The 22,172-nt window shown below is 39.2% G+C and carries 26 protein-coding genes; 17 read left to right on the plus strand and 9 right to left on the minus strand.

The features are described 5' to 3' along the window. Positions 1–140: 140 nt before the first annotated feature. Entirely contained in the window at positions 141–1,946 is a 1,806-nt protein-coding gene (gene yidC / locus ESV85_RS09635; protein WP_146916970.1) for a membrane protein insertase YidC, read from the minus strand. Positions 1,947–1,987: 41 nt separating this feature from the next. Further along, a complete protein-coding gene (locus ESV85_RS09640) occupies positions 1,988–3,604 on the minus strand; it encodes a CTP synthase (RefSeq protein ID WP_146916972.1) in 1,617 nt (538 codons plus the stop codon). 267 nt (positions 3,605–3,871) lie between these two features. Here ESV85_RS09640 and ESV85_RS09645 point away from each other — a divergent pair, with 267 nt between their 5' ends. Further along, complete coding sequence (locus tag ESV85_RS09645) at positions 3,872–4,648, plus strand: hypothetical protein (RefSeq protein WP_146916974.1); 777 nt, start codon at positions 3,872–3,874, stop codon at positions 4,646–4,648. A 126-nt stretch (positions 4,649–4,774) separates the two neighbouring features. After that, entirely contained in the window at positions 4,775–5,179 is a 405-nt protein-coding gene (locus ESV85_RS09650) for a hypothetical protein (protein ID WP_146916976.1), read from the plus strand. A gap of 233 nt (positions 5,180–5,412) precedes the next feature. Here the strand turns inward: ESV85_RS09650 and ESV85_RS09655 are convergent, their stop codons facing one another. The 4 genes from ESV85_RS09655 to ESV85_RS09670 all read right to left on the minus strand — a co-directional run bounded on the left by ESV85_RS09655 (position 5,413) and on the right by ESV85_RS09670 (position 8,503). Next, entirely contained in the window at positions 5,413–6,117 is a 705-nt protein-coding gene (locus ESV85_RS09655; RefSeq protein ID WP_146916978.1) for a tetratricopeptide repeat protein, read from the minus strand. Positions 6,118–6,137: 20 nt separating this feature from the next. After that, positions 6,138–7,580 (minus strand): CCA tRNA nucleotidyltransferase, encoded by a 1,443-nt coding sequence (locus ESV85_RS09660; protein ID WP_146916980.1) that lies wholly within the window; start codon positions 7,578–7,580, stop codon positions 6,138–6,140. Further along, positions 7,577–8,047, minus strand: a complete 471-nt coding sequence (locus tag ESV85_RS09665; protein ID WP_146916982.1) for a hypothetical protein — start codon at positions 8,045–8,047, stop codon at positions 7,577–7,579. The genes ESV85_RS09660 and ESV85_RS09665 overlap by 4 nt, the downstream gene beginning before the upstream one ends. A 114-nt stretch (positions 8,048–8,161) precedes the next feature. Beyond that, positions 8,162–8,503, minus strand: coding sequence for a DUF6249 domain-containing protein (locus ESV85_RS09670; protein ID WP_146916984.1), 342 nt, complete (start codon positions 8,501–8,503; stop codon positions 8,162–8,164). A gap of 106 nt (positions 8,504–8,609) precedes the next feature. Here ESV85_RS09670 and ESV85_RS09675 point away from each other — a divergent pair, with 106 nt between their 5' ends. The 9 genes from ESV85_RS09675 (at position 8,610) to ESV85_RS09710 (ending at position 12,519) form a co-directional block, all read left to right on the plus strand. Then, the gene (locus ESV85_RS09675; protein ID WP_146916986.1) at positions 8,610–9,185 is read left to right on the plus strand and encodes an RNA polymerase sigma factor; all 576 of its coding nucleotides are present in this window, start codon (positions 8,610–8,612) and stop codon (positions 9,183–9,185) included. Then, positions 9,182–9,589, plus strand: coding sequence for a hypothetical protein (locus ESV85_RS09680; RefSeq protein WP_146916988.1), 408 nt, complete (start codon positions 9,182–9,184; stop codon positions 9,587–9,589). Before ESV85_RS09675 ends, ESV85_RS09680 begins: the two co-directional genes overlap by 4 nt. Positions 9,590–9,694: 105 nt before the next feature. Next, positions 9,695–9,949 carry a hypothetical protein gene (locus ESV85_RS09685; protein WP_146916990.1) on the plus strand — a complete coding sequence of 85 codons (255 nt, stop codon included), beginning with the start codon at positions 9,695–9,697 and terminating at the stop codon, positions 9,947–9,949. 10 nt (positions 9,950–9,959) lie between these two features. Continuing rightward, complete coding sequence (locus ESV85_RS22530; protein WP_223275962.1) at positions 9,960–10,127, plus strand: hypothetical protein; 168 nt, start codon at positions 9,960–9,962, stop codon at positions 10,125–10,127. 9 nt (positions 10,128–10,136) lie between these two features. Continuing rightward, positions 10,137–10,385, plus strand: coding sequence for a hypothetical protein (locus tag ESV85_RS22535; RefSeq protein ID WP_223275963.1), 249 nt, complete (start codon positions 10,137–10,139; stop codon positions 10,383–10,385). Between the two features lie 4 nt (positions 10,386–10,389). Continuing rightward, the gene (locus ESV85_RS09695) at positions 10,390–10,761 is read left to right on the plus strand and encodes a DUF3703 domain-containing protein (protein ID WP_146916992.1); all 372 of its coding nucleotides are present in this window, start codon (positions 10,390–10,392) and stop codon (positions 10,759–10,761) included. A 32-nt stretch (positions 10,762–10,793) separates the two neighbouring features. Then, positions 10,794–11,210, plus strand: a complete 417-nt coding sequence (locus ESV85_RS09700) for a DUF1801 domain-containing protein (protein ID WP_146916993.1) — start codon at positions 10,794–10,796, stop codon at positions 11,208–11,210. 38 nt (positions 11,211–11,248) lie between these two features. After that, on the plus strand, positions 11,249–11,827 hold the full coding sequence (locus ESV85_RS09705) for a YdeI/OmpD-associated family protein (RefSeq protein WP_146916995.1): 579 nt from the start codon (positions 11,249–11,251) through the stop codon (positions 11,825–11,827). Between the two features lie 176 nt (positions 11,828–12,003). Further along, positions 12,004–12,519 (plus strand): GNAT family N-acetyltransferase, encoded by a 516-nt coding sequence (locus ESV85_RS09710; RefSeq protein ID WP_146916997.1) that lies wholly within the window; start codon positions 12,004–12,006, stop codon positions 12,517–12,519. Between the two features lie 197 nt (positions 12,520–12,716). On the opposite strand, the gene ESV85_RS09715 is transcribed toward ESV85_RS09710, so the two are convergent. After that, complete coding sequence (locus ESV85_RS09715) at positions 12,717–13,394, minus strand: OmpA family protein (RefSeq protein WP_146916999.1); 678 nt, start codon at positions 13,392–13,394, stop codon at positions 12,717–12,719. Between the two features lie 209 nt (positions 13,395–13,603). Here ESV85_RS09715 and ESV85_RS09720 point away from each other — a divergent pair, with 209 nt between their 5' ends. From ESV85_RS09720 to ESV85_RS09745, 6 genes are all read left to right on the plus strand, one after another. Then, positions 13,604–14,449, plus strand: a complete 846-nt coding sequence (locus tag ESV85_RS09720; protein ID WP_146917001.1) for an alpha/beta hydrolase — start codon at positions 13,604–13,606, stop codon at positions 14,447–14,449. A 92-nt stretch (positions 14,450–14,541) separates the two neighbouring features. Beyond that, complete coding sequence (locus ESV85_RS09725) at positions 14,542–15,783, plus strand: alkaline phosphatase family protein (RefSeq protein WP_146917003.1); 1,242 nt, start codon at positions 14,542–14,544, stop codon at positions 15,781–15,783. Positions 15,784–15,788: 5 nt separating this feature from the next. Then, positions 15,789–16,184, plus strand: coding sequence for a group III truncated hemoglobin (locus tag ESV85_RS09730; RefSeq protein WP_146917005.1), 396 nt, complete (start codon positions 15,789–15,791; stop codon positions 16,182–16,184). Between the two features lie 117 nt (positions 16,185–16,301). Then, complete coding sequence (locus ESV85_RS09735) at positions 16,302–16,970, plus strand: DUF1080 domain-containing protein (RefSeq protein ID WP_146917007.1); 669 nt, start codon at positions 16,302–16,304, stop codon at positions 16,968–16,970. Between the two features lie 135 nt (positions 16,971–17,105). Beyond that, positions 17,106–18,128 carry a hypothetical protein gene (locus tag ESV85_RS09740; RefSeq protein WP_146917008.1) on the plus strand — a complete coding sequence of 341 codons (1,023 nt, stop codon included), beginning with the start codon at positions 17,106–17,108 and terminating at the stop codon, positions 18,126–18,128. Between the two features lie 120 nt (positions 18,129–18,248). Further along, positions 18,249–19,130, plus strand: coding sequence for a formate/nitrite transporter family protein (locus ESV85_RS09745; RefSeq protein WP_146917010.1), 882 nt, complete (start codon positions 18,249–18,251; stop codon positions 19,128–19,130). A 156-nt stretch (positions 19,131–19,286) separates the two neighbouring features. Here the strand turns inward: ESV85_RS09745 and ESV85_RS09750 are convergent, their stop codons facing one another. Further along, the gene (locus ESV85_RS09750) at positions 19,287–20,801 is read right to left on the minus strand and encodes a M20/M25/M40 family metallo-hydrolase (protein WP_146917012.1); all 1,515 of its coding nucleotides are present in this window, start codon (positions 20,799–20,801) and stop codon (positions 19,287–19,289) included. 158 nt (positions 20,802–20,959) lie between these two features. Continuing rightward, positions 20,960–21,751: an NYN domain-containing protein gene (locus ESV85_RS09755; protein ID WP_146917014.1), complete on the minus strand. Its 792-nt coding sequence runs from the start codon at positions 21,749–21,751 to the stop codon at positions 20,960–20,962. Positions 21,752–22,172: the final 421 nt, after the last annotated feature.

Raw genomic sequence — 22,172 nt, forward strand, 5'->3', positions numbered from 1 at the left:
AGGTCTTTTAAAAGGAGAATAATTTCTAAATCGCTCAATTCTTAATTCTAGTTAAGGGGAACGATTGATCTTGGGATAAATTACACTCTTCAAGAAAATATCAATGCAAAAAAAGGAGCCCGATGTGGACTCCTTTTGAATTATTTTTTACGAGTATTATCTGCTGCTTTCATAGCATTTTCCAGTTTCTGCTGGAATTTCGATTTCTTTTTATCCACATTTTTCAATTTGCTCTCTTCCACTTTTGCTCGTATTTTCTCGTCATCCACGAATAGTTTAATCAGGGCTTGCTGGCCAAATGTCACCATGTTGGATACGAAATAATAGAAGCTCAATCCTGCTGGGTAAGAGTTCAAAATGAACATAAACATGACAGGCATGATGTAACCCAAGTTTTTCATTGGTCCAGTAGCCGTAGTCAGTTGGTTGTTGAAGTGTGTGTAGATAATCTGAGACACAGTCATCAACAACGTAAACATACTCACGTGAGATCCATAGAAAGGGATCGTGAATGGCAGATTGAAAAAGGTATCGTAGGTAGAAAGGTCAGTTGCCCAAAGGAAAGATTCCTGACGAAGTTCGATCGCATTTGGGAAGAAAAAGAACATCGCAAACAAGAATGGCATCTGAAGCACCATCGGTAGACATCCCGAGATAGGACTCACACCAAGCTTGGAGAACAACTTCATTTGCTCTTGCTGCATCTTGGTAGCATCATCACCATATTTCTCTTTTAACTCATCGATCTCAGGCTTGATTACCCTCATTTTTGCCATTCCTATGTATGACTTGTAGGTCAGTGGGAAGAGTGCAAGTTTGATCAGGAATACTATGATGATAATGATAACACCATAGTTGGTGAAGAACTTCTCTAGGAATGCAAAGAGATTTACGATGATATACTTATTCACCCAGCTGACGAAGAAGTATCCCATGTCCACATTGTCTTCAAAGCCATCAGTGACTTTTTTCAAAGTCTTATACTTATCTGGGCCGAAATAGTACGTGAATCCAGCTTTACCGTCCTGAAGAGGAATAGATAGGCTGGTTGCCATTGTCCGCACAATAGCGCTATCTTCTGGAGTACTTTGAGTGATGGATACATTTTGGAAGTCTGTATCAGCAATCATCGCTGCCGTGAAGAATCTCTGACTAAAGCTTATCCATTTTACTGGTTCTGCAATAGTCTCTTGCTCCAAATCATTGCCAGCTCCTAGGTTATCAAAAGAACCTGAAGTGGTATAGTAGTTCAGTCTAGCCTGTCTTCTGGATTCCGCTAGGTTCATCTCCTGAGCGATCACTTTGTCTTCCCAGGTTAGTGCCAGAGCATTGCCTGTGAAAACACCTTGGTAGCGATCTATCTCAAAGGATTTCTTTACTTGATAACTGCCATCCGCTAGGGTGTAGGTCTGAATGATTTGACCACTCTCACTGCCAGACTTTAACGTAAGTGTTTGAGTTTTTACGCTATCTCCATTTTGACCATTTTCCACTGAAGAAGTGAAATAAAGGTCATTCAGGTCTAATGGTCCATTTTTGCTTTCGATGATGTAGTCCATATTAGAACTTTCTTCATTGAAGAGTTCCAGGGGCTTCATTTCCCAGCTTTTATATTCCTTTAGAATTACCTCTTTGACTTGAGCTCCTTTAGAAGAGATTTTTACTTGAATTAAATCGTTTTCAAGTGTAAGAACTTTTTCTTCTCCTACAGTCATGGATGCTAAAACACCGTATTTGGCAAGTCTTGCTGCATCCATTGTGCTGTCGTTTTCAGAATTAGTTTCTGTTAACGCTGGTTGGTTTGCGGCATTAGATTGAACCGATTCTGTTTGAGTGGTAGTTGCTGTCTCCACCTCAGGTATCTCCGGTGCGCTCGCAAAGAAAAACGAGTAGACCAGGATGACTGCTGCAAAAAGGATCAAACCTGTTGCTTGATTTCTGTCCATAAAGATTAATCGTAAACCCGATAAAGTAGCTTCGGGGAGTTTTATTTAATTTTTTTGTCCACAGCCGCCTGGATGAATTTCACGAATAGTGGCTGAGGAGTGAGTACGGTACTTTTATATTCTGGGTGGAATTGCACACCAACAAACCATGGGTGGTTTTTGATTTCCACAATTTCCACTAAGCCTGTTTCTGGATTTTTCCCTGTAGCGATCATGCCATGCTCTTCCATAATGGCTAGATATTCGTTGTTAAACTCATATCTATGACGGTGTCTTTCTTGGATTTTAGATTTTCCATAAGCCTGGAACGCCTTACTACCTTTTTTGAGGTCGCAAGCATACGAACCTAGACGCATAGTTCCGCCCATTTGGTCAATATTTTTTTGCTCTTCCATCAATCCGATTACTGGAGTAGGCGTATTTGGATCCATCTCCGTACTATTTGCATATTTCAAATTGACTACGTTTCTGGCGTATTCGATTACTGCTACCTGCATGCCAAGACAAATTCCAAGAAATGGAATATTGTTTTCTCTTGCATATTTCACCGTTTCAATTTTTCCCTCAAAACCTCGCTCACCAAATCCTGGAGCTACGACAATTCCGTCTAGGTCTTCGAGCTTGTGAACGATGTTATCAGGATTAATTTCTTCTGATGATATCAATCGAAGATTAACATCACACTCAATCGATGCACCTGCATGTGTGAATGACTCAATAATTGATTTATAAGCATCTGGTAAGGAAACGTATTTACCTACCAGACCGATAGTCACTTCTTGAGTTGGATTTTTAAGTTTCCCGAGGAAATCTTTCCAATTTTCCAGATCAGTATTTTCTTTGGACGTAAGCTTCAGCTTAGTCATCACTCGCTCGTCCAGCTTTTCCTTTTTCATTAAAAGCGGCACATCGTAGATCGAGTCAGCATCCATTGCTTCGATCACATTGTTCAGCTGAACGTTACAGAAAAGGGCAAGCTTCTTCTTTACGTCAGCAGGCAAATGATATTCTGTACGACAAACTAAGATATCTGGCTGAATACCTGCTTCTAGCAATTGTTTGACAGAGTGCTGAGTTGGCTTGGTTTTTAATTCTTTGGCAGCTTTGAGGTAAGGAATCAGAGTAAGATGAATTACCAAAAATCGATTTGGACCAAGATCCCATTTAGCTTGTCTTACTGCTTCAATGAAGGGAAGGGATTCAATATCACCTACACAACCACCGATTTCGGTGATTATTACGTCATATTTCCCGTCTTCACCTAGCTTGTAAAAATTAGCTTTGATTTCGTCTGTAATGTGAGGGATGACCTGAACAGTCTTTCCAAGAAATTCGCCTTTACGCTCCTTAGTAATCACATTATTGTAGATTCTACCAGTTGTGATGTTATTGTCTTGAGAAGTAGGGATATTCAAAAATCGCTCATAATGCCCAAGATCCAGATCGGTCTCAGCTCCGTCATCAGTCACATAGCATTCACCATGTTCATATGGATTTAGAGTTCCTGGATCGATATTCAGATAAGGGTCAAACTTTTGGATGGTCACTTTGAAGCCTCTGGCCTGGAGCAACTTGCCTAATGAGGCTGCTATGATGCCTTTGCCGAGAGAGGAAGTAACTCCTCCGGTAATAAATATGTATTTGGTGCTTGAAGCCATAAGAATGGGGGAGATTGGAAATTTGTTTGGATTCTTATGGGGCTCAAAATTATGGAAAAAATCCCGATTAATGACTTTTTGAACATGAGATAGATCACTTTTCTCATATTTATTGCTCCGAGACACAAAAGTATATTGCGACAATATGTGTCAAATATTAGTAATTCAAATTGAATTAAGGTAGTTTTAATTGTTGGGTTTTGAATTTATTGACCAAATTAAATAGGTTCCCACATTTCGATTTGTAACTATTAAACATGAATAAATATGAGACATTTAAATAGAAAAGTTGTTTTGATAGATCGCACGCTAGATCAAAAAACAATTGATTGGAGTCGGCTTGAACTTGATGAAAAAGAAGCTTTTATATTGGATCCATTTGAATTGTTCGCACAAATTGATTGGACAAAATTTGAAGACAATGTTGATGTGATAAACATAGTATATTCTGATTTATTTGAGGCATTGGTCGTCGATAGAAAGACTTTATTATGCTACTGGCCTATGTTAAATTTTCCCGATGATCGATGGGTGGAATTATTGGGTCATTGCAAGTCTGCAGGTATTCAAATGTTAGTGAATTACACTAAAGATAGAGGTGAAGTTGCTAATGATATTCTACCTGAATTTCATGATTCTTGGAAATCCTTTGTTTTATTTATGGTTCAGTCGCTTTTTGACGATATTCAACTTAATGATGGTTTTGAAGAAATTGCTTGGCTGAGAAATTCTGAAGAATCCATTCTATTATTTAGTGTGGAAGAGAATGGTGTATCAAAATATTCCTATTTAATGTCTGAAAATATTGCATATGAATTTGAATCATCCTATGAATTTCAAAAGAAGATACTAGCTAATAATATTCCTTTTTTCAATAGTATTGAACAATTAATGGAAAGCTTGCAATCAGATATAAACCTAGAAAAATGTATTACAACATATGTTAATAGACGTTTAGAGAAAAATTATTTTCATTCCTTGATGAAAAAGTACAATTCAAATAATTTAATTCAGCATTGGATAGAAAATTATTCTGATAATTAGAAGATTAGCTAGGATGGTTTTTTTATGTTAAAAAATATTTTTTCGAACAAAATATTTTATTCGGAGTTTAATATTTCTATATATTGCAGGATTATTAATGAAACTATTATTAACAAGTAAAAAAATATGAGAGATTTAATCAAAGAAGCTATTGCTGATCTTAAAAAAGGTGATGGTTTTATTTATGTAACTTCAGATGGAAACAAGATCGATTTACATGAAGCTGCTTCAAAAGGAATAGCAGTTACTCCTGTAAATCCAAAAGATCAAGTAATTAAGAAATTAGAAGCTGCAGGTCTTCATTTGAATGACGGTAGATTCCTTAATGAATTAAATGAATTGATCTCACTTGTTACTGGAAGTAGTGCTGCTACGAAGACTTCTAAAAGAAGAACATTCAGCGACGCTGAGAAGAGCAAGATTGTAGAAGAGTGGAAAAAAGTAGAAGCTGCTGGTAAGAAAACAAAAGCTGCATTTGCAAGAGAAATAGGAGTTGGATACCAAACATTCATCAACTGGTTAAGAGGTTAATCTCTCTTCCTTGATAAACAAAAAAGGCAACCGTAATGGTTGCCTTTTTTGTTTGATGCTGATCTAAGGTTCTATCCAGTTAGGTGCTTCTTAAGCTTGTTTACAGAGAGCTGGGATTAGTTTTGCCCATAGTGAACTGATCAACTAATACTCATAGAAATGCCCCCATTAGTACTTGTCTGATGGGGGCACATTATATTGAATTTTTGCTTTCAATAGCTAGAAAAAGCTAATCAATTTGTCTTAGCAAGGTTTTCCTTAACTAAACCAAAATCTGGATCCAGTGATAATGCTTCTTCAAAAGCCGCTTTAGCCTCAACTTTGGAACCTTGATCCAAGTAGATCATTCCTTTTAGATTCAATGCAGCAGCTTTTATAGATACTTCTTGATTTTCTGTCTCTGATTTTGGGAATCCTACTTTCTCATCTGGCTTAGCATTTTTCACAAGCATATTCACAGAATTCATAGCCTCCTGGTATTTCTTTAGGCTATATTGGATAAAGGCAGACTTATAAAGGCTGAAATTATCACCGCCAAGTAAATATAAACTTTCAAAATAAGGCAGAGATTTCTCCAGTGCACCGACCTGCTCCAATGAGTAGGCAGCGATCTCTAGAGATGTGACACTTTTGTCATTGACTTCTAGAACGTCCATGGAAACTAATGCTGCAGACATCGCCTGGCCAGCTTCATAATACACCGTGCCCAACAATTCTACGTAGCGTAAATCATCAGGATTTCTCACGATCAGATTATACAAGAAAGTTTTGGCAGCCGCAATGTCATTGTAGCGCAAAGCCAACTGATAAGCTGCCTGATCTGAATTGTTTAATGTTTTCTTAAGTTTTGGGTCGAGTCTGGCTACAGAGTCTGCAGTTTGTGCAATGGTTGTGCTGGCGCAAAAGGCCATAAGCAGCATGAATAAAACGCGCTTCATTTGTTATTAATTTTAATTGTTTATGATTTAGGGGGATTGCTAACTAAAGTCAAGCCTTTTGCTTTGGCTATTTCTAGCATTAATTCGCGAGCCTGTTGGGGATTGTTATGAATTTTGCCCTCCAATATAGCTTCTTTAATTTCTTCTTTAATATCTCCGACGATTTTTGAGGGTTCCAGACCAAATATTTCCATGATTTCCTCGCCAGAAATAGGGGGTTGGAAATTTCTGACCTGATCTTTCTCTTCTACTTCGATCAACTTTTGGGCTACTTTATCGAAATTTTCTAGGTATCGCTTTACTTTCTTGTTGTTCTTAGAAGTCACATCGGCACGACAAAGTTTCATCAGATCATCTATATCATCTCCTGTCTCAAACAACAGTCGTCGCATAGCTGAATCTGTCACCTCATCTTTCACTAGCGCAATTGGCCGAAGGTGCAGTTTGACGAGTTTTTGCACATATTTCATGCGATCATCCATAGGAAGTTTCATCCTTCGGAAAATCCCCGGAGTCATACGTGCTCCTTTGTCTTCATGACCATGAAAAGTCCAGCCGACCTTCTTATTAAAGCGTTTGGTAGCTGGTTTCGCTATATCGTGCAAAATTGCCGCCCATCGTAGCCAAAGGTTATCACTCATCAGACAGACATTGTCTAGCACCTGCAATGTGTGGTAGAAATTGTCCTTATGGGATTTGTCATCCACAGAATCCACTCCTTGCAACTCAACCATTTCCGGGAAAAACTCATGAAGCAATTTGCCTGCAAACAACAATTTGAAGCCGTAAGAAGGCTTTTTTACCTCTATGATTTTGTTTAACTCCACTATAATTCGCTCCGCTGAAATGATAGACAATCGATGTGCATTTTCGCTTAAGGCATGAAAAGTATCTCCATCGATATCAAAATCCAGCTGAGCAGCAAATCGTACTGCACGAAGCATACGCAGAGGGTCATCCGAAAATGTAATATTAGGCTCAAGAGGTGTGCGAATCAATTTCTGTTTGATATCTGCAAGCCCATCAAATGGATCTAGCAATTCGCCGTAATCAGCTGCATTCAACGAAATGGCCATGGCATTGATCGTGAAGTCTCTGCGTTCCAAATCTTCCTGTAGCGTTCCTGTCTCCACGATTGGGTTTCTCGAGTCTGCTCGATATGATTCCTTTCTTGCACCCACAAACTCCAATTCCCAATCCTCCAGTTTCAGCATGGCTGTACCGAAATTTTTGAAAACAGAAAGAGGTACATGTTCATCATATTGCTTTGCAACTTCTTTTGCAAGCTCTATTCCACTCCCAACACAGGTGAAGTCAATATCTTTTTGTCCGCTTTTTTCTCTTTTCAGAATCAAATCTCTCACATATCCGCCAACCACATAGGTTTCTAAACCTAAATTGGCTGCAGCTTTTGCTACTTTGCCGAAGACATCGAATTCGTCAAGATGCGATTTGAAATTCATCCTTTAATAATTTTTACATCCCCATCTGGTCCCAAAAACATCTCTTTGGTACTTGGACTCAAAAGTGGAAATAAGATAGGTGTCTGGTGAGTAGTTGCTTCTTTTGTGTCCAATTTTACTAGGACTGGTTGGGAGATCTGAAATAACAGTTTGTTCCAGTTCGGCTCCAAAATCAGGCTAAACTTTAGTACTCCGTCTACAATAGGCCCATCTTTAATGATTCTATTTGCCGGACTATGGTAGATAGTAGGTTTGTTAGCATATTCTACGATATCCAACGAAACTTCAGAGAAAGGTTCGCAAATCGTGCGGATTTGGAATAAATCAAAAAGTAAAAATGTCCAGTCTTCACCCATTTCAGTCTTCCAGAGGGCTGGTTTCATGAAAGTGATTACTTTTCCATTTCCTTCTTTTAGATGCAAAATGCCCTTTTCTCTAAAATCAGATAATAATTGTGAATGCTCCAAGGTGATTTATTTTTTGACAAAATTAATCAGAATTTCGAGAGCAAGGTCGTTTGACTAAAAGCAAAAAAGCCTTCCCCGTAAAAGGAAGGCTTTTGGTAGGTATTAAAAACAGGTTTAGTTATCCTCTTTATCAAGTTTTCTGTTCAAGAAAAAGCTAACCATCAGGCCAATCCCTCCAAAAATAAAGATGCAAGAAGTGAAGGCAACTCCTTCTTCCATTCCTCCATTATTAAACATTGCACCAACCAATACGCCAATTCCAACGCCGATTGCCAGAAGTGCAAGGTTTAGGATAAATTGGCCAAAGCTGTACTTTTTGCCAGAATTGAAGAGTTTTGCGTCAGCACCATTTTCTATGAGTGCGAGTCTTTCCTTATTTCGGGTGCTCAGGAATGTGAAGATGACTCCGAAAATACTGGAGAAAATAATCAATGTAACTAGGATGGTTTCTGCCATGGTATGTTTGTTTTTTCTTCTTGGATGTAGTGACTCAACCAAAAGGTTACAAGTCTGTTGAAAAAAAACTGTAACTTTTTTTCAGGTACTTGCATCCAATGTGAAAATGCGATTCGAGGAAGACCACCATTATATACAGAAAACGCTGAAGGGTAATATGAATGCTTTTGGACAATTGATTCAAAAGCATGAAAAGTATGCCTTTACGCTTGCGCTTCGTATTCTCAAAAATAGAGAGGAAGCTGAAGAAGCTACTCAAGATGCCTTTATGAAAGCTTACCATTCCTTAAAAACCTTTGAAGGAAAATCAAAGTTTACTACCTGGCTATATAAGATAGTATATAATGAGGCGTTGGGGAGATTAAGGAAATCAAAAAACTACACAATCCAATTGGATGAAGTCGAAGACTTGGCTAGTGATTCTGTTGATTATTTGGATGGGCTAAAAACACTTCAGCTGTTGGAACGAAAAGAACTTATTCAGCGAGGACTAGATGCAATGAAGCCAGCGGAATCAGCTGTACTCACCTTGTTTTATCTGGAAGAACAAAGTATAAAAGAAATTGAGGAGATTATGGACTTAAAAAGTTCTCATGTTAAAATCCTTCTGCATCGAGGAAGAAAGAGTTTGTTAGAGTCGCTGCAAAAAATCACTAAAAGTGAATTAATACATCTGCTATGAAGAACCTAAGCAAGGAAGACGAATATATTAAAAAGTTTATGTCTGAGTTGGGCACAGATGAGCCTTCAGAAGGCTTTCATAAATCTATATTAGAAAGACTTAGCCCAAAGAAATCAGTTTCGGTATATAGACCAGTAATCTCATCTTTTGCATGGAAAATAATCGGTGGGGCTATTGCGGTGATTGTTTTATCTGTCTTACTATTCTTACCATCGGCAGAAAATGCATTGCCTCTAGTTGATCAGCTTCCACAGGTAGCTATTCCTAAAATTGCCCTTTCACTTCCAAGGTTTTCTATACCAATTATTAACCTATCATCTATAGTTATTCAATCCTTAGTTGTATTCACTTTACTCGCTTGCGTGACGGTGATCTCTTCACTCAAGAAATGGAACATTTCCTGAAGCAGGCATGCATTTTAAGGCGTAGATAAAACATTGATGTTTTTCTACTTTAGAAAATGACCTTAATTATGATTTTAGGATTACTTACTAGTAATTCAATTTTTTATGGAAATAATGGAAGGAACAAAAGATGACTATCTAATTTCTACATCTGTGGATAAGTTAGACCTAAAACTTATTTATAACTTTTTAAGCACTGAGTCTGGTTGGAGCAATGGGATTTCATTTGAAACTGTTAATAAATCAATAGAAAATTCTCTGAATTTTGGGGTTTACATTCGGAGCCAACAAATCGGTTTTGGACGTGTGATTACTGATTTTTCTACAATTGCCAGAATTAGGGATGTTTTTGAATTATAATTTGAAAAATATGAAGATTAAACTCATCAAGCTGTTTTTGAGACTGGCGATTTCATTGTCTTTTTTGTCTGCTGTGGCGGACAGATTTGGGATGTGGCCTGCAGAAATTTCTGTATGGGGTAATTGGCAAAACTTTGTTGATTACTCCGCAGTGATCAATCCGTGGATGCCAGCTTGACTTATTCCAATGCTTGCGGTCATTGCTACAATTGCGGAGATTGTATTTGGACTTTTTCTGCTGATAGGTTTTAAGACGGAGCTTTTTGCAAAGCTAAGCGGACTGTTCATGTTGATTTTTGCTCTTTCTATGACTTTCTCTGTCGGTATCAAAAGCGGATTTGATTATTCGGTATTTACTGCTTCTGCTGCAGCTTTTGGTTTGAGTTTGATCAAAGAGAAGTATTTGGAAGTGGATAGTTTGATGGATAAAAAATAGCAGGATGATATTTTATACTAAAATCCCAACCACTCTTAGCCCATATTTCCAGCGAGAACTTCAAATGTACCGGGAGGAATATCAGTCTGGCCGACTTCAGATAGCTTGGTCACATTTGGAACGGGCACATATCATCGGACAGAGATATCTTTTTTCTCACAGCTTTGTACATTGGGAGATGCTTCTTTTTGGTTTTCGAATCAAAAATCCCAAAGAAATCATTGGCCAAATACCAAGATTGTTGGTGGGTGGAGTGAAATCTTTTGTGGGTAAAGTGCCCGTAGGAAATCCCGGTGGAGCAAATTTTCCTCCGTTAAAATCGTTTGAAATTGCTCAGGATATTCAGGAAATTTTCAGCAAGGCTGGTGTGAGGTAGTTATAGGTTAAAAATTTAAATAACCGGTAGGAATGGAATTGAAAACAAACCCAGAAGTAGAATCTGTTTTTTTGAAATACCCTGACTCCGTTCGTGATAAAATGTTAAACCTCCGTAGGTTAATTCTGGAATCAGCAGAGGAATTGGGCTTAACTAGTTTTGAAGAAACCCTCAAGTGGGGTGAGCCAAGCTTTTTGGCAAAAAAAGGAAGTAGTATACGGATGGATTGGAAAGCTAAAAGTCCAGAGCAATATGCGATGTATTTCAAGTGTACCAGTAAATTGGTGCCAAGTTTTCGCTTGGCCTATGACGAAATCTTTGCCTATGAAGGCAGCAGAGCGTTGGTGTTCAAATTGGATGAGAAAGTTCCAGAATCTGAATTGAAGAAATGTATCAAAGCAGCGCTTACCTATCATCAAGTGAAGCAACTTCCGTTGATTGGGTTGTAGTGCGAAATTAAATTTCTTGAAAAATTAACAGGTTAATAATGAACCCTAAAGTTGACTTTTTTTTCAATAAACCATCTCAATGGCAAGAGGAATATAGACAGTTGAGAACACTGATTCTTGAATGTGGCTTGACTGAGGAATTGAAATGGGGTGTCCCATGCTATACGATACATGGTAGTAATGTGGTGCTTATCCATGGATTCAAAGAATATTGCGCGCTTTTGTTTCACAAAGGTGCTTTACTAAGTGATGCAGAAGGTCTTCTAATCCAACAAACCAAAAATGTGCAGGCAGCTCGTCAGGTTCGGTTTGCTAATCTTCAGGAGATAGTAGAATTAAAGGCGACTTTGAAGGCATATATTTTTGAGGCTACAGAAGTAGAAAAGGCTGGGTTGAAAGTAGAATTGAAAAAAACGAAGGAGTATGCTATTCCCGAGGAATTTCAAGTAAAGTTGGACGCAAATCCGGCCTTGAAAACAGCCTTTGAGGCATTGACACCAGGACGACAGCGTGGGTATCTTTTGCAATTTTCCGCAGCTAAGCAAGCTAAGACCCGAGAGGCAAGAGTGGAGAAATACATTCCGAAAATTCTCTGCGGAAAAGGATTAACTGATTAATTCCATAGCATTTACTATGCGCTTTGCGCTTCATTCTAATTTGTTGGCGAGGGCTATTAGATTATTTCTTTGAGGAAAAGAGTTGATTTCAATTCAAAGAAGAGTAAATCAATTTATCTTTGTGCGATAATTGAAAAGCTCCTAAAAAGGAAAATTTCGAAATCTAATATTACTGCATGCCCTATTTGATCAGAAAAGCCAATTATGCTGACCTGAATTCTTTGGTGGAAATGGCTAGGACCTCTTTTGTCGAAGCTTTTACCGAAGGAAATAAAACCGAAAATGTGAACGCTTATCTCGAAGAGGCATTCACTGAAGAACAATTCACCGAGGAACTGGAAAATCCAGCGTCCATATTCTTTCTATTAGAGGTGGATGGAGATCTTGCGGGTTATGCAAAAGTGAACTTTGTCCCCGCTCAGACTGATCTTCATGATAATTCCAGTTTGGAAGTAGCTCGACTTTATCTTTTAGAAAAATATATTGGTATGGGGCTGGGCAAGGTTCTACTTAATCATACCATAAATTTTGCGAAGCTGAATAGGAAAAAATATCTCTGGTTGGGTGTGTGGGAAAAGAATAAGCGAGCGATCAAATTCTACGAAAAGCATGGCTTAAGCATTTTTAGCTCACATCCATTTCCATTTGGAGATGAACTTCAGACAGACTTTTTGATGAAGATTGCTTTATGACAGCAAGTGAAGTTGGTTCAAATTTAATATCCGTTAATGTGCTTAGAATAGAGGGTACGGCCTGATTTGGGTCTATACTTCATTTCTGAAATTGGCCATCATCTAATTGATAGATAAGCCACAGCACAAGGAAAAGGAAAAGTATTAATAAAAAAAGGCGACCGATTGGTCGCCTTTAAATAGGGATTGCGGGATAATTACTCTTGTCCCAGTTCACCTCGTTCAGCCATTCTTTGCATTTTCTTATTCGCATAGATAGCTACTTCTACTCTTCTATTTTGTTGACGTCCAGCTTCTGTGTCATTTGAAGCAGTTGGTTGCATCTCACCGTAAGCAGTGATTTCCATTCTGCTTTTCGCAATTCCACTTGCTGTCAAAAAGTCTTCAACAGAATAAGCTCTTCTTCGCGAAAGATCCATATTGTAATCGTCTGCACCGGTATTATCGGTGTGACCTTCTACCAGAATATTGGTCTCATCATATTTTTTTAAGGTTTCGGCGAGTTCTGTCAAGTTTTGCTTGGAAACAGCGCTCAAATCTGATTTGTCTACAGGAAACATCAGGCCTGAATCAAATGTGATTTTGATACCTTCACCCACTCGTTCTACAGTGGCTCCTTCTAGATCACGCTGAAGTTCATCAGCCGCTTTATCCATTTGGTTACCTATGATCGCACCTGCCGATCCGCCGATTGCCGATCCTATCAGTACTCCTACGGCAGTATTGCCTTTTCCAGCTATGACGCCACCAAGGACTCCACCTGCTGCTCCGCCGATTGCTCCGCCTTTTACAGCATTACTTGATTTACAACTTACAGCACCCAAAGTAGTCGAAGTGATTAGGGCAGCCATTAAAAGTTTGTTGGTAGTTTTCATATCATTGTTTGTTTGATAGGGCAGCTAAGTTCAATTCATGTACCATATCACTTTTGAGGTAATTAGGGCGGTTTTCCTTTTTTATGTTAGGTAAAGTATTCCCGATTTTGGGGAGATGCAGGCAGAAATTACGCTGGATTACACAGAAAAGTGGTAGTTTGTAGTTGCTCTTTTTAGATTTTCATCTCTACCTACCTAATCAACCTAACATGTCAAGTTTAAAAATCCTTTTTTGCTTTGTGGTGTTTTTGCCTTGCCTAGTATTTGCTCAAGAAAACTCAGAGAAAATTTATCTTTGGGAAAATGGTGCACCCGGTTTTGAATCAAGAAAAGATGAACCTGAACTCGCTCAGGATTGGTGGGTAAGAAATATCCATAATCCAAGCATCACACTTTTTAAGCCTGAGAAACCAAATGGAAGTTTTATTCTGGTCTGTCCAGGTGGAGGGTTTAGAAATTTAGGCTATAATGGAGAAGGAGTCGCACCTGCCAAATTCCTCAATGATCTTGGAGTCACGGTGGGCGTTTTGAAATACAGACTTTTCCGTGAAGAAGATTCTCCCTATACAGATGTGCATCCCACGCAAGATGTCATCCGAGCGATGAGATTAGTACGCTCAAATGCTGAGAAATGGGGTATAGACTCCGATCGAATCGGGATCATGGGCTTCTCTGCAGGCGGTGAAGTGGTCAATTGGGTGGCGTATGATGCTAATCCAGGGAATGCGAGTTCCTTGGACCATATAGAACGATTTGCTGCTCAGCCTAATTTCCAGATTCAGATATACCCAGGTCCTTTAGGAACTCCAGAAACAGTAGCAAGTAATGCTCCGCCAGCTTTTTTGCTAGCAGCGAATAAGGACGAATGCTGCTCCAGTACGATTGTGGATATTATGTTAGCCTATCGTAAAGCTGGTGCTGATGTAGAGATGCATTTATACTCCAAAGATGAGCATGCATTCAATATGGGGTTTCGATCCGAATTTGTAAGTATAAATCACTGGCCTGATCGCTTAAAAGATTGGCTGGAGGATCATGCTTATTTTAAGAAATGATGAGCTTAGAGACTCTCAGATTTCACCAATTTGTTTTTAGTGAGGATTGCTTGCCAAGCCTGCAGCAATTACTTTTAAATAAATAAAACGCCATGAAAAGATTCTGCTCCCTATTTTGGCTTGCTGTTTTAGCATTTCCTTCCATTGCTTTTTCCCAAGAAAGTAAAGAGCCGATTGTTATTTTAATATCACTTGATGGCTTTAGATACGATTACGTAGAGCGGTTTCAGCCTGAAAATCTCACTCGGTTTATCGCTGACGGAGTGGCTGCTGAAAGTATGATGCCTTCTTTTCCCAGCAAAACCTTCCCGAATCACTATACTATAGCTACTGGTCTAAAGCCTGAGCATCATGGAATAGTTGATAATTCTTTCTATGATCCAGCTAAAGATCTGACCTATGCAATTGGTAAAGCGGAAATTGTGCAGGATGGGACTTGGTATGGAGGCACGCCACTTTGGGTGCTTGCAGAGCAAAATAACATGGTAGCAGCCAGCTACTTTTTTGTAGGATCAGAAGCCGATGTGCAAGGAGTACTACCTAGCTATTACCACGAGTATGATGGTAGAGTAAGTAACCTAACCAGAATCGCTGGGGTTTTTAAGTGGCTGGAATTGCCGGAAGCCGAGCGCCCAAGCTTGATCACTTTGTATTTTTCAGATATGGATGACGTTGGCCATCGCTATGGACCCAATAATGATGAGCAATTGTCAGCGAGGTTAACCAAGCTTGACCATGAGTTAGGTGCACTTTTCGAAGGCTTGAAAAGCTATGATTTAGATATTAATGTGATCGTGGTTTCAGATCATGGGATGATGAACGTGCCCGCAGATCATTATCTTAATTTGACCGAGTTGACCAAAGATATTCCTGCTAGAGTTGTCAATAATGGAGCTTTGGCTCACGTGTATCTAGAAGATCAGAAAGACAAGGAAAAGGTGATTAAAGAACTGAAAAAGTCTGACATGCCGATTCATATCACCGATGTAGATGACAAGGAAAACTACCAGGATTTGATGTACAAGGATAGAATTGGCGATATTTTGATTATCCCTGACCGATACTATTATTTGGCTTGGGAGACAACCCTTACTCGTTTGAAAGATAATATGGATAGGTTGGACACAGATAAATTTGGTGAGCACGGCTTTAGTCCGGCCTATAAAGATGTGCATGCGATTTTCTATGCTAATGGGCCAGCTTTCAAATCAGGATTGGAAATAGAAACTTTCCAGAATGTGCATGTGTATCCTTTGATATGTAAGATACTTGGACTACCGATTCCTAATAATATTGATGGAAAGCTGGAAGTACTGGAGCCAATTTTGAGATAAGTAAAATGGATAAGATTGATATAAAATCGAGGAAAGAAGTTGATTTTTTGGTGAGGAGATTTTATGATCAAATTCGTCAGCATGACACCTTGGGGCCGATTTTCAATGGAGTAGTCAAAGACTGGGATACTCACTTGATTCATCTTAGTGATTTCTGGGAGATGATTTTGCTACAAACTGGGCCAGGTGCAGGTAAATTTAATCCGGTCAAAGTCCACAGACAAGTAGATGCTGAAGTGGATAATAGCATAGAACAAGCACATTTCGGGAACTGGTTGGAACTTTGGTTTCAGACTTTGGATAGATACTTCGAAGGAGAAAATGCCAGTTACGCCAAGGAACATGCCCGGAGAATGGCGCACATGCTTTTTATGAGAATCTGGGAAGCGAGGGCGAAGTAATTTTAGTTATCAGTCGCAGTTTTCAGTTTCCGGAATATTGTAAAAAGTAAGCCGTGAGAAGCGTTTGATCTGCAGATTCTTGCTAGCTTAATGCTACATTAACTTTATCCCAAAATCATGAGAAGAATTACCTTACTATTGCTTTTTGTCCTAGTTACATTTTTCGCCCAAAGCCAAACCAAAAATCTCTTCGATGGAAAAAGCCTGGCAGGCTGGTACATGGATGTTCCGGATCTAGAAGCCGATAGTTCCTTACGAATTCCCTTTATCATTCGCGATGGACTTTTGGTAAGTTTGGGTACGCCTCAAGGCCACTTGATCTCAGAAGCTGAGTATGATAATTACACGCTGGAGCTCGATTATAGATTTGCGGGGAAGCCTGGGAACTGTGGGATATTGGTTCATGCATCCACTCCTAGAGCATTGTATGACATGTTTCCGAAGTCTATAGAAGTACAATTGATGCATAGTAATGCGGGAGATTTTTGGTGTATCCAGCAGAATATCGAAGTGGAGGACATGGAAGCTAGAAGAGGGCCACAGGAGAATTGGGGCGTGAATGGGAAGAAGGAGAGAAGGATTAAGAATCTGACGGATGATTCTGAAAAGCCACTTGGTGAATGGAATCACATCAAGATCGTCTGCGATGCCGATAAGGTTACTGTTTGGTTGAATGGTGATCTGGTCAATGACGGTTTCAATGCCACAGCTACACGTGGGAAAATAGCTTTGCAGGCAGAAGGCGCTGAGGTAGAGTTCAAAAATATATTGCTAACTGATCTATAGATCAGTTGTTTAACTGATTTTATAATTGAAACATTAATATTTCATTCCTAAAAATTTATAGCCTAGAATAGTTAGATTGAAATAATCTTATCGACTAAGTTTAGTTGGATTTTTTTAAGTTTAAATTTTAGGAATATGAATAAGTTTTTATACCTGTTTTGCTGTATTGTTTTTTTATCATTTTCTGCCTTTGCACAGGATGATGAGCGTCTTTTTGATGTGGAAGAAATCTTGGAAGTCAGCATGAAGTTTTCGGTAAAGCAGCTTCGGAGTGAGACCAACGATTCGACCTATCTTAACTCCTTTCTGATTTTCAAAAACTCTGAAGGTATACAGGATACTCTCGATGTGGGCCTGCGAGTAAGAGGGAATTTCCGTAAGGAAAATTGCTACTATCCACCGATTCGGATGCGGCTCAAAAAGAAAGAGGGAAAGGATAACCTTTTTGATGGGAATAGGAATCTGAAAATAGTTTTTCCTTGCTCCAAAGCTAACAACGCCGACTCGTATGTAGTGAAGGAGTTTTTGTGCTATCAGCTATATGAGCAAGTGAGTGAATACACATTTCATACCCGAATGATCCGTATCACCTTTGAGAATGAGGACGACAAGAAGGGGCAATCAGAGCAACTACTTGGCTTTTTGATTGAAGATGATGATAAAGTTGCAGATCGTTTTGATGGGGAGATTTTGGAAAACAAAAAGATAATAGGGGCAATCATGGAAGACACTTCTTCAGTTCGACATGATTTGTTTCAATACATGATTGGCAATACGGACTGGTCGAGTCTCTATCAGCATAATATGAAAATATTGAAGCTGAACGCAAAAACTGTGATCCCTCTGGCCTATGATTTTGACATGACGGGGATGGTATTGCCGCCTTATGCACAGGTAAGTAATCTGGTCGATATCGAAACGGTTAGCGAACGGTTATACAGAGGATTTTGCAGAGATGAATTGCTGATGAAAACAATCAGAGATGAGTTTTTGGCAAAGGAAAATTTACTTTACGGGGAGATAAAACAACTTGAGCACCTAGTGCCAGGGTACGAGATTAAATTTATGAATAATTACCTGAAGGACTTTTTTGACGTCTTGAAAGATGAAAGACGATTTGAATTCAATATTTTGACTGCATGCAGAACCTCTGAGTAATTTTTTGAGTTGTTCAATCACTATGCTTAGGGATTCGTTTTAGCTGACTTGATTATTTTGTACTAAATCATCCTGATTAACTTAAATTGCTAGCTAGTTAAACAGATAATCACCTAATGAATGGCTTGGAAAAAAGAGAAAACTGAGGAACAACTAGAGGCAGAAAAGCAGCGGGATATTGATAAAGAACTTAGTAAATCCAATTCTAAGGGTAAAGATACCGCAAAAACACACGGAGAAATTCTCCGCAATCAGATCATCGATGCGCTGGAAACTTACGACAAAAGCTATCAAAGCCTATTTACAAGTTCTCTGACTGCAGGATTAGAAATTGGTTTTAGCTACTTGATGCTTTGTTCCCTTTACTTTTTTTTGATCGGCAAAGTAGATGATAGCTCTATCATTCGAATCGTGTCTTTGGTCTATCCGCTGGGATTCATCTTGGTTGTGTTAGGGCAAAGCATTCTGTTTACTGAGCAGACCGCATTGTTGACACTTCCTGTTTTGAATAAGAAACGAACAGTAGGAAGCATGCTCAAGGTGTGGGGAGTAGTGATTGCCGGAAATCTTGTTGGAGGTTACGTGATCGCAGGGATTTTACTTTGGCTTGGACCTCATCTGGGGATTTTCACCCAAGAAGTGGTGGTGACTATCGCCGAGCACGTACTTCATGCAGAAACTCATGTGATTTTCGTAAGTGCGATTGTGGCTGGGTGGTTGATGGGCTTGCTTTCTTGGTTGTTAGCTTCATCCAGAGATACGATCAGCAGAATTGTGATGATTTTTATAATCACAGCAGTGATGTCATTTACCGGTTTGCACCACAGTATAATCGGTAGTGTGGAAATTTTCTCTGGGATGTTAAGTTCTCCTGATATTTCAGCTTGGGATTATATTTCATTTCAAAGCACCGCTTTGCTAGGGAATGCTTTTGGAGGAGCCATTTTCGTTGCCTTGCTGAAGTATAGAGCCTTTGTCTTCAATATTATCTCGAAGAACTGAGTTAAGGAAAATCAACTTATAATTTCAGTTTAGGCTATTTGTTTTTGGTCTAGTCAGTCTTTCTTCTATATGTTTTTGTACTTGAATGATTGAAAAGATTTTCGCTAAAGTAATGTGGATTTTGAAGCTGAAGGAAGTTGTGTGATTTGATTAATTCTATAGTCTTTGGGTTAAAATAGCCATAACTGTAGTAATCCCTTCCTTATAATTCCCTAATCTGATATTCTCGTTTGGACTGTGCTGATTGTTATCTGAATTCACAGTAGGTATAGTCACTGCTGGGATACCCAATGCATCCACAAATGGAGAAATAGGAATAGAACCTCCAGAGATTCGTATTTGCACTGGGTCCTTTCCAAATGCTCGATTCATAGCAGCTCTCAGCCATGCGCCGGTTTCAGAATCCATGGGTGTACGAAAAGCCTGATAAGAAATCGAATAATTCATTTTGACGATTTTAGGATATTTCATCCGTTCCTCATCACTTGGGTCATGATCAAGAATTTGGAATCCCTGACCTTCTATATGTTTTTTGATAAGGGAAAACAAACGCTCTGGATCAGATTCCGGGACTAATCTCACATCGATTTCTGCAAGGGCAGTGGCTGGTACGATTGTTCTGGCTTCTTTTCCTACCCAGGCGGACTCCATACCTCTAATGTTCAGAGATGGGTATTGAATGCTTTCTTGGTAGGTCTGTGCTACTTGATCGGTTCTTCCGATTCCCAATTTTTGCTGAATCGCTTCTTCATCATCAGGAACTTGCGCTAAGATCGCTTTTTCAGTTTCGGTTAAGGAAATTCCATCATAATAACCAGGAATTGTTACTCTTCCATCTTCATCTTTCATGCTCGCCAGAAGCTGTGCCAAAAGAAAACCTGGGTTTGGAGCATAATTACCATAATGACCACTGTGTTGAGGAAATTTTGGTCCGTAGGTGGTAAGTGTCATTTCTGAGATTCCGCGTGCTCCATAGCTCAATGTTGGTTCATTGCTGGTATGTCGCGGACCATCCATGATCAACATTAAATCGGCTTCAAGCTTTTCTTTATAATTCAAAACTGCACTTGGTAAATTTGGAGATCCTTGTTCTTCTTCAAAATCCAAAATGATTTTGATGTTATAATTAGGAGCAACGCCAGCAGCCTTAAGTGCATCCCAGCCGGTGAGAAACATGGCTATTGGACCTTTATCGTCTGAAGTTGACCGCCCAAATAATCTCCAATCTGCGTCATAACCCGATTTAAGGTTTTCTGAAGACATAATTTCCCATTCTCCGGACTCATTTATGGATTTAAGCACAGGGATATAAGGATCAGGCTGATTCCACTTGCTTCTATCCACTGCCTGCCCATCCACGTGGAAATAAAAAAGTGCTGTTTTTGAAGCTCCTGCCTGGCTTTTACTTACTAGTAGCAAGGGAATTCCACCGGTCTCCAATTTTTCAGATTCCCAGCCTCTCTCGCCAAATTCCTTCTCGCACCAGGCAATATTTACAGCAATTTGTTCCGGATAAGCGGCATCATTTGGCATGCTGACAATTTCCTGGAGCAAGTCCAACGCATGCTGCCAATTTTCGTCTGTTAGTTTTTCAAGGTCTGCTTTGGTTGGTGTTTGGCAATATGCAGAAAGGCCAAAGGCAAGGAGGGGCAGTAGTAGCAGTTTTTTCATAGGAGTCAATAGAGACCTAAAAAGTAGTGAAACTGATCCGCAAATGAAAAAAGAGAATGATATGAATTGAAATAAAATTATCCAGTATGATTGTCTTCAATCTTTCCCGTGGCCATAATCTCTTTGCTCATCGGTCTTCCGTCTTCCAGCTATTTCACCTACTTCAACTTCACCAACGGATAGTTCAATCCATTCACTTCATTCTTCATCACCTGGTACTTTTTCAAACTTTTAAAAAGCTCTGTCAGGTTTCTGAAACCATAAGATCTTGGGTCAAAGCTTGGATCTATCTTTCGTAGTGAAGCCCCGATCTTGGCAATGTGAATTTCCTCTTCCTCATCCGAGGAGATTTCAAAAGCTTTGTCAATTACTCCCAAATCTAATTCCTGAGTTTCTTTGACTGGTGTTTCCTTTTTGACTTCTTCTTCTACCACCACATTTTTACGCGTAGTAGTCATCTGACTTTTCTCAGGTTTCTTCGCTTCCGGTTTAATGTTTTCCTCTTTTGCTTGAGGAGAAAGATTTTCTGCATAGGTGAAAATCTCACAGGATTGCACAAAAGCTTTTGGGGTAATCCTGCGTCCGATTCCCATCACAAAAAGGCCTTCCTCACGGATTCTTTTTGCCAAACCTGTGTAATCAGAGTCTGAAGAAACAATACAAAAACCATCTACACTTGTGCTATGAAGTATATCCATCGCATCGATGATCATGGAACTGTCAGTGGAGTTCTTACCAGTCGTGTAGGAAAATTTTTGGATAGGGCTGAAGGAGTGTAGGTTGATCATTTCCTTCCAGCTGTTCATATGTGGAGTAGTCCAGTCTCCGTAAATTCTTCGGATGGTGGCTTTTCCGTATTTGGAAACTTCCTCCAGGATTTCTTTAAGTAGTCTTGCCTGAGCATTGTCACCATCGATCAATACGGCTATGTTGAATTTGTTTTCTTGCATATATAAAAATGTAGTGTTTGAAGCTTAAAGCTAGCAATTAGTAAGCCGAGGTTAATGTTTGGAATGGAAAAATCCAGATTACCAGAAACTTCGAGCTCTTAACCGTGGTCTGTGTCACACAGACCAATTGATTTGGTTTTTTAGTAAGTACATGGTAGGGATTTCTATTCTCTTAGAATATAGCTGTCTGAGAAATGGAATCACTGGTCGTGCCTTTGGTACTCTGCCAGATTTTTGATTCCTAAAACCCAGAATTTCATTCTGGGCATTTACTTTCCATGCCGTTGGCATTTTCGATGTCCTAACCGAATCTCTTGTCACTAATAGGATTGGTAAACGTTTTTGAAAGTGTATAGCTGCGAAGCTTGTACTAAGAGAATCTTGCCAAAGGCAAGACCCATACCAACCCAGAATGCAATTC

The organism is Algoriphagus aquimarinus, assembly GCF_007997215.1.
Lineage (GTDB): Bacteria > Bacteroidota > Bacteroidia > Cytophagales > Cyclobacteriaceae > Algoriphagus > Algoriphagus aquimarinus_A.

What these genes read in the sequence shown, in the direction of transcription:
- yidC (WP_146916970.1), bottom strand. Translation starts at nt 1,946, where the DNA reads ATGGACAGAAATCAAGCAACAGGTTTGATCCTTTTTGCAGCAGTCATC.
- ESV85_RS09640 (WP_146916972.1), bottom strand. Translation starts at nt 3,604, where the DNA reads ATGGCTTCAAGCACCAAATACATATTTATTACCGGAGGAGTTACTTCC.
- ESV85_RS09645 (WP_146916974.1), top strand. Translation starts at nt 3,872, where the DNA reads ATGAGACATTTAAATAGAAAAGTTGTTTTGATAGATCGCACGCTAGAT.
- ESV85_RS09650 (WP_146916976.1), top strand. Translation starts at nt 4,775, where the DNA reads ATGAGAGATTTAATCAAAGAAGCTATTGCTGATCTTAAAAAAGGTGAT.
- ESV85_RS09655 (WP_146916978.1), bottom strand. Translation starts at nt 6,117, where the DNA reads ATGAAGCGCGTTTTATTCATGCTGCTTATGGCCTTTTGCGCCAGCACA.
- ESV85_RS09660 (WP_146916980.1), bottom strand. Translation starts at nt 7,580, where the DNA reads ATGAATTTCAAATCGCATCTTGACGAATTCGATGTCTTCGGCAAAGTA.
- ESV85_RS09670 (WP_146916984.1), bottom strand. Translation starts at nt 8,503, where the DNA reads ATGGCAGAAACCATCCTAGTTACATTGATTATTTTCTCCAGTATTTTC.
- ESV85_RS09675 (WP_146916986.1), top strand. Translation starts at nt 8,610, where the DNA reads ATGCGATTCGAGGAAGACCACCATTATATACAGAAAACGCTGAAGGGT.
- ESV85_RS09680 (WP_146916988.1), top strand. Translation starts at nt 9,182, where the DNA reads ATGAAGAACCTAAGCAAGGAAGACGAATATATTAAAAAGTTTATGTCT.
- ESV85_RS09685 (WP_146916990.1), top strand. Translation starts at nt 9,695, where the DNA reads ATGGAAATAATGGAAGGAACAAAAGATGACTATCTAATTTCTACATCT.
- ESV85_RS22530 (WP_223275962.1), top strand. Translation starts at nt 9,960, where the DNA reads ATGAAGATTAAACTCATCAAGCTGTTTTTGAGACTGGCGATTTCATTG.
- ESV85_RS22535 (WP_223275963.1), top strand. Translation starts at nt 10,137, where the DNA reads ATGCTTGCGGTCATTGCTACAATTGCGGAGATTGTATTTGGACTTTTT.
- ESV85_RS09695 (WP_146916992.1), top strand. Translation starts at nt 10,390, where the DNA reads ATGATATTTTATACTAAAATCCCAACCACTCTTAGCCCATATTTCCAG.
- ESV85_RS09700 (WP_146916993.1), top strand. Translation starts at nt 10,794, where the DNA reads ATGGAATTGAAAACAAACCCAGAAGTAGAATCTGTTTTTTTGAAATAC.
- ESV85_RS09705 (WP_146916995.1), top strand. Translation starts at nt 11,249, where the DNA reads ATGAACCCTAAAGTTGACTTTTTTTTCAATAAACCATCTCAATGGCAA.
- ESV85_RS09710 (WP_146916997.1), top strand. Translation starts at nt 12,004, where the DNA reads ATGCCCTATTTGATCAGAAAAGCCAATTATGCTGACCTGAATTCTTTG.
- ESV85_RS09715 (WP_146916999.1), bottom strand. Translation starts at nt 13,394, where the DNA reads ATGAAAACTACCAACAAACTTTTAATGGCTGCCCTAATCACTTCGACT.
- ESV85_RS09720 (WP_146917001.1), top strand. Translation starts at nt 13,604, where the DNA reads ATGTCAAGTTTAAAAATCCTTTTTTGCTTTGTGGTGTTTTTGCCTTGC.
- ESV85_RS09725 (WP_146917003.1), top strand. Translation starts at nt 14,542, where the DNA reads ATGAAAAGATTCTGCTCCCTATTTTGGCTTGCTGTTTTAGCATTTCCT.
- ESV85_RS09730 (WP_146917005.1), top strand. Translation starts at nt 15,789, where the DNA reads ATGGATAAGATTGATATAAAATCGAGGAAAGAAGTTGATTTTTTGGTG.
- ESV85_RS09735 (WP_146917007.1), top strand. Translation starts at nt 16,302, where the DNA reads ATGAGAAGAATTACCTTACTATTGCTTTTTGTCCTAGTTACATTTTTC.
- ESV85_RS09740 (WP_146917008.1), top strand. Translation starts at nt 17,106, where the DNA reads ATGAATAAGTTTTTATACCTGTTTTGCTGTATTGTTTTTTTATCATTT.
- ESV85_RS09745 (WP_146917010.1), top strand. Translation starts at nt 18,249, where the DNA reads ATGGCTTGGAAAAAAGAGAAAACTGAGGAACAACTAGAGGCAGAAAAG.
- ESV85_RS09750 (WP_146917012.1), bottom strand. Translation starts at nt 20,801, where the DNA reads ATGAAAAAACTGCTACTACTGCCCCTCCTTGCCTTTGGCCTTTCTGCA.
- ESV85_RS09755 (WP_146917014.1), bottom strand. Translation starts at nt 21,751, where the DNA reads ATGCAAGAAAACAAATTCAACATAGCCGTATTGATCGATGGTGACAAT.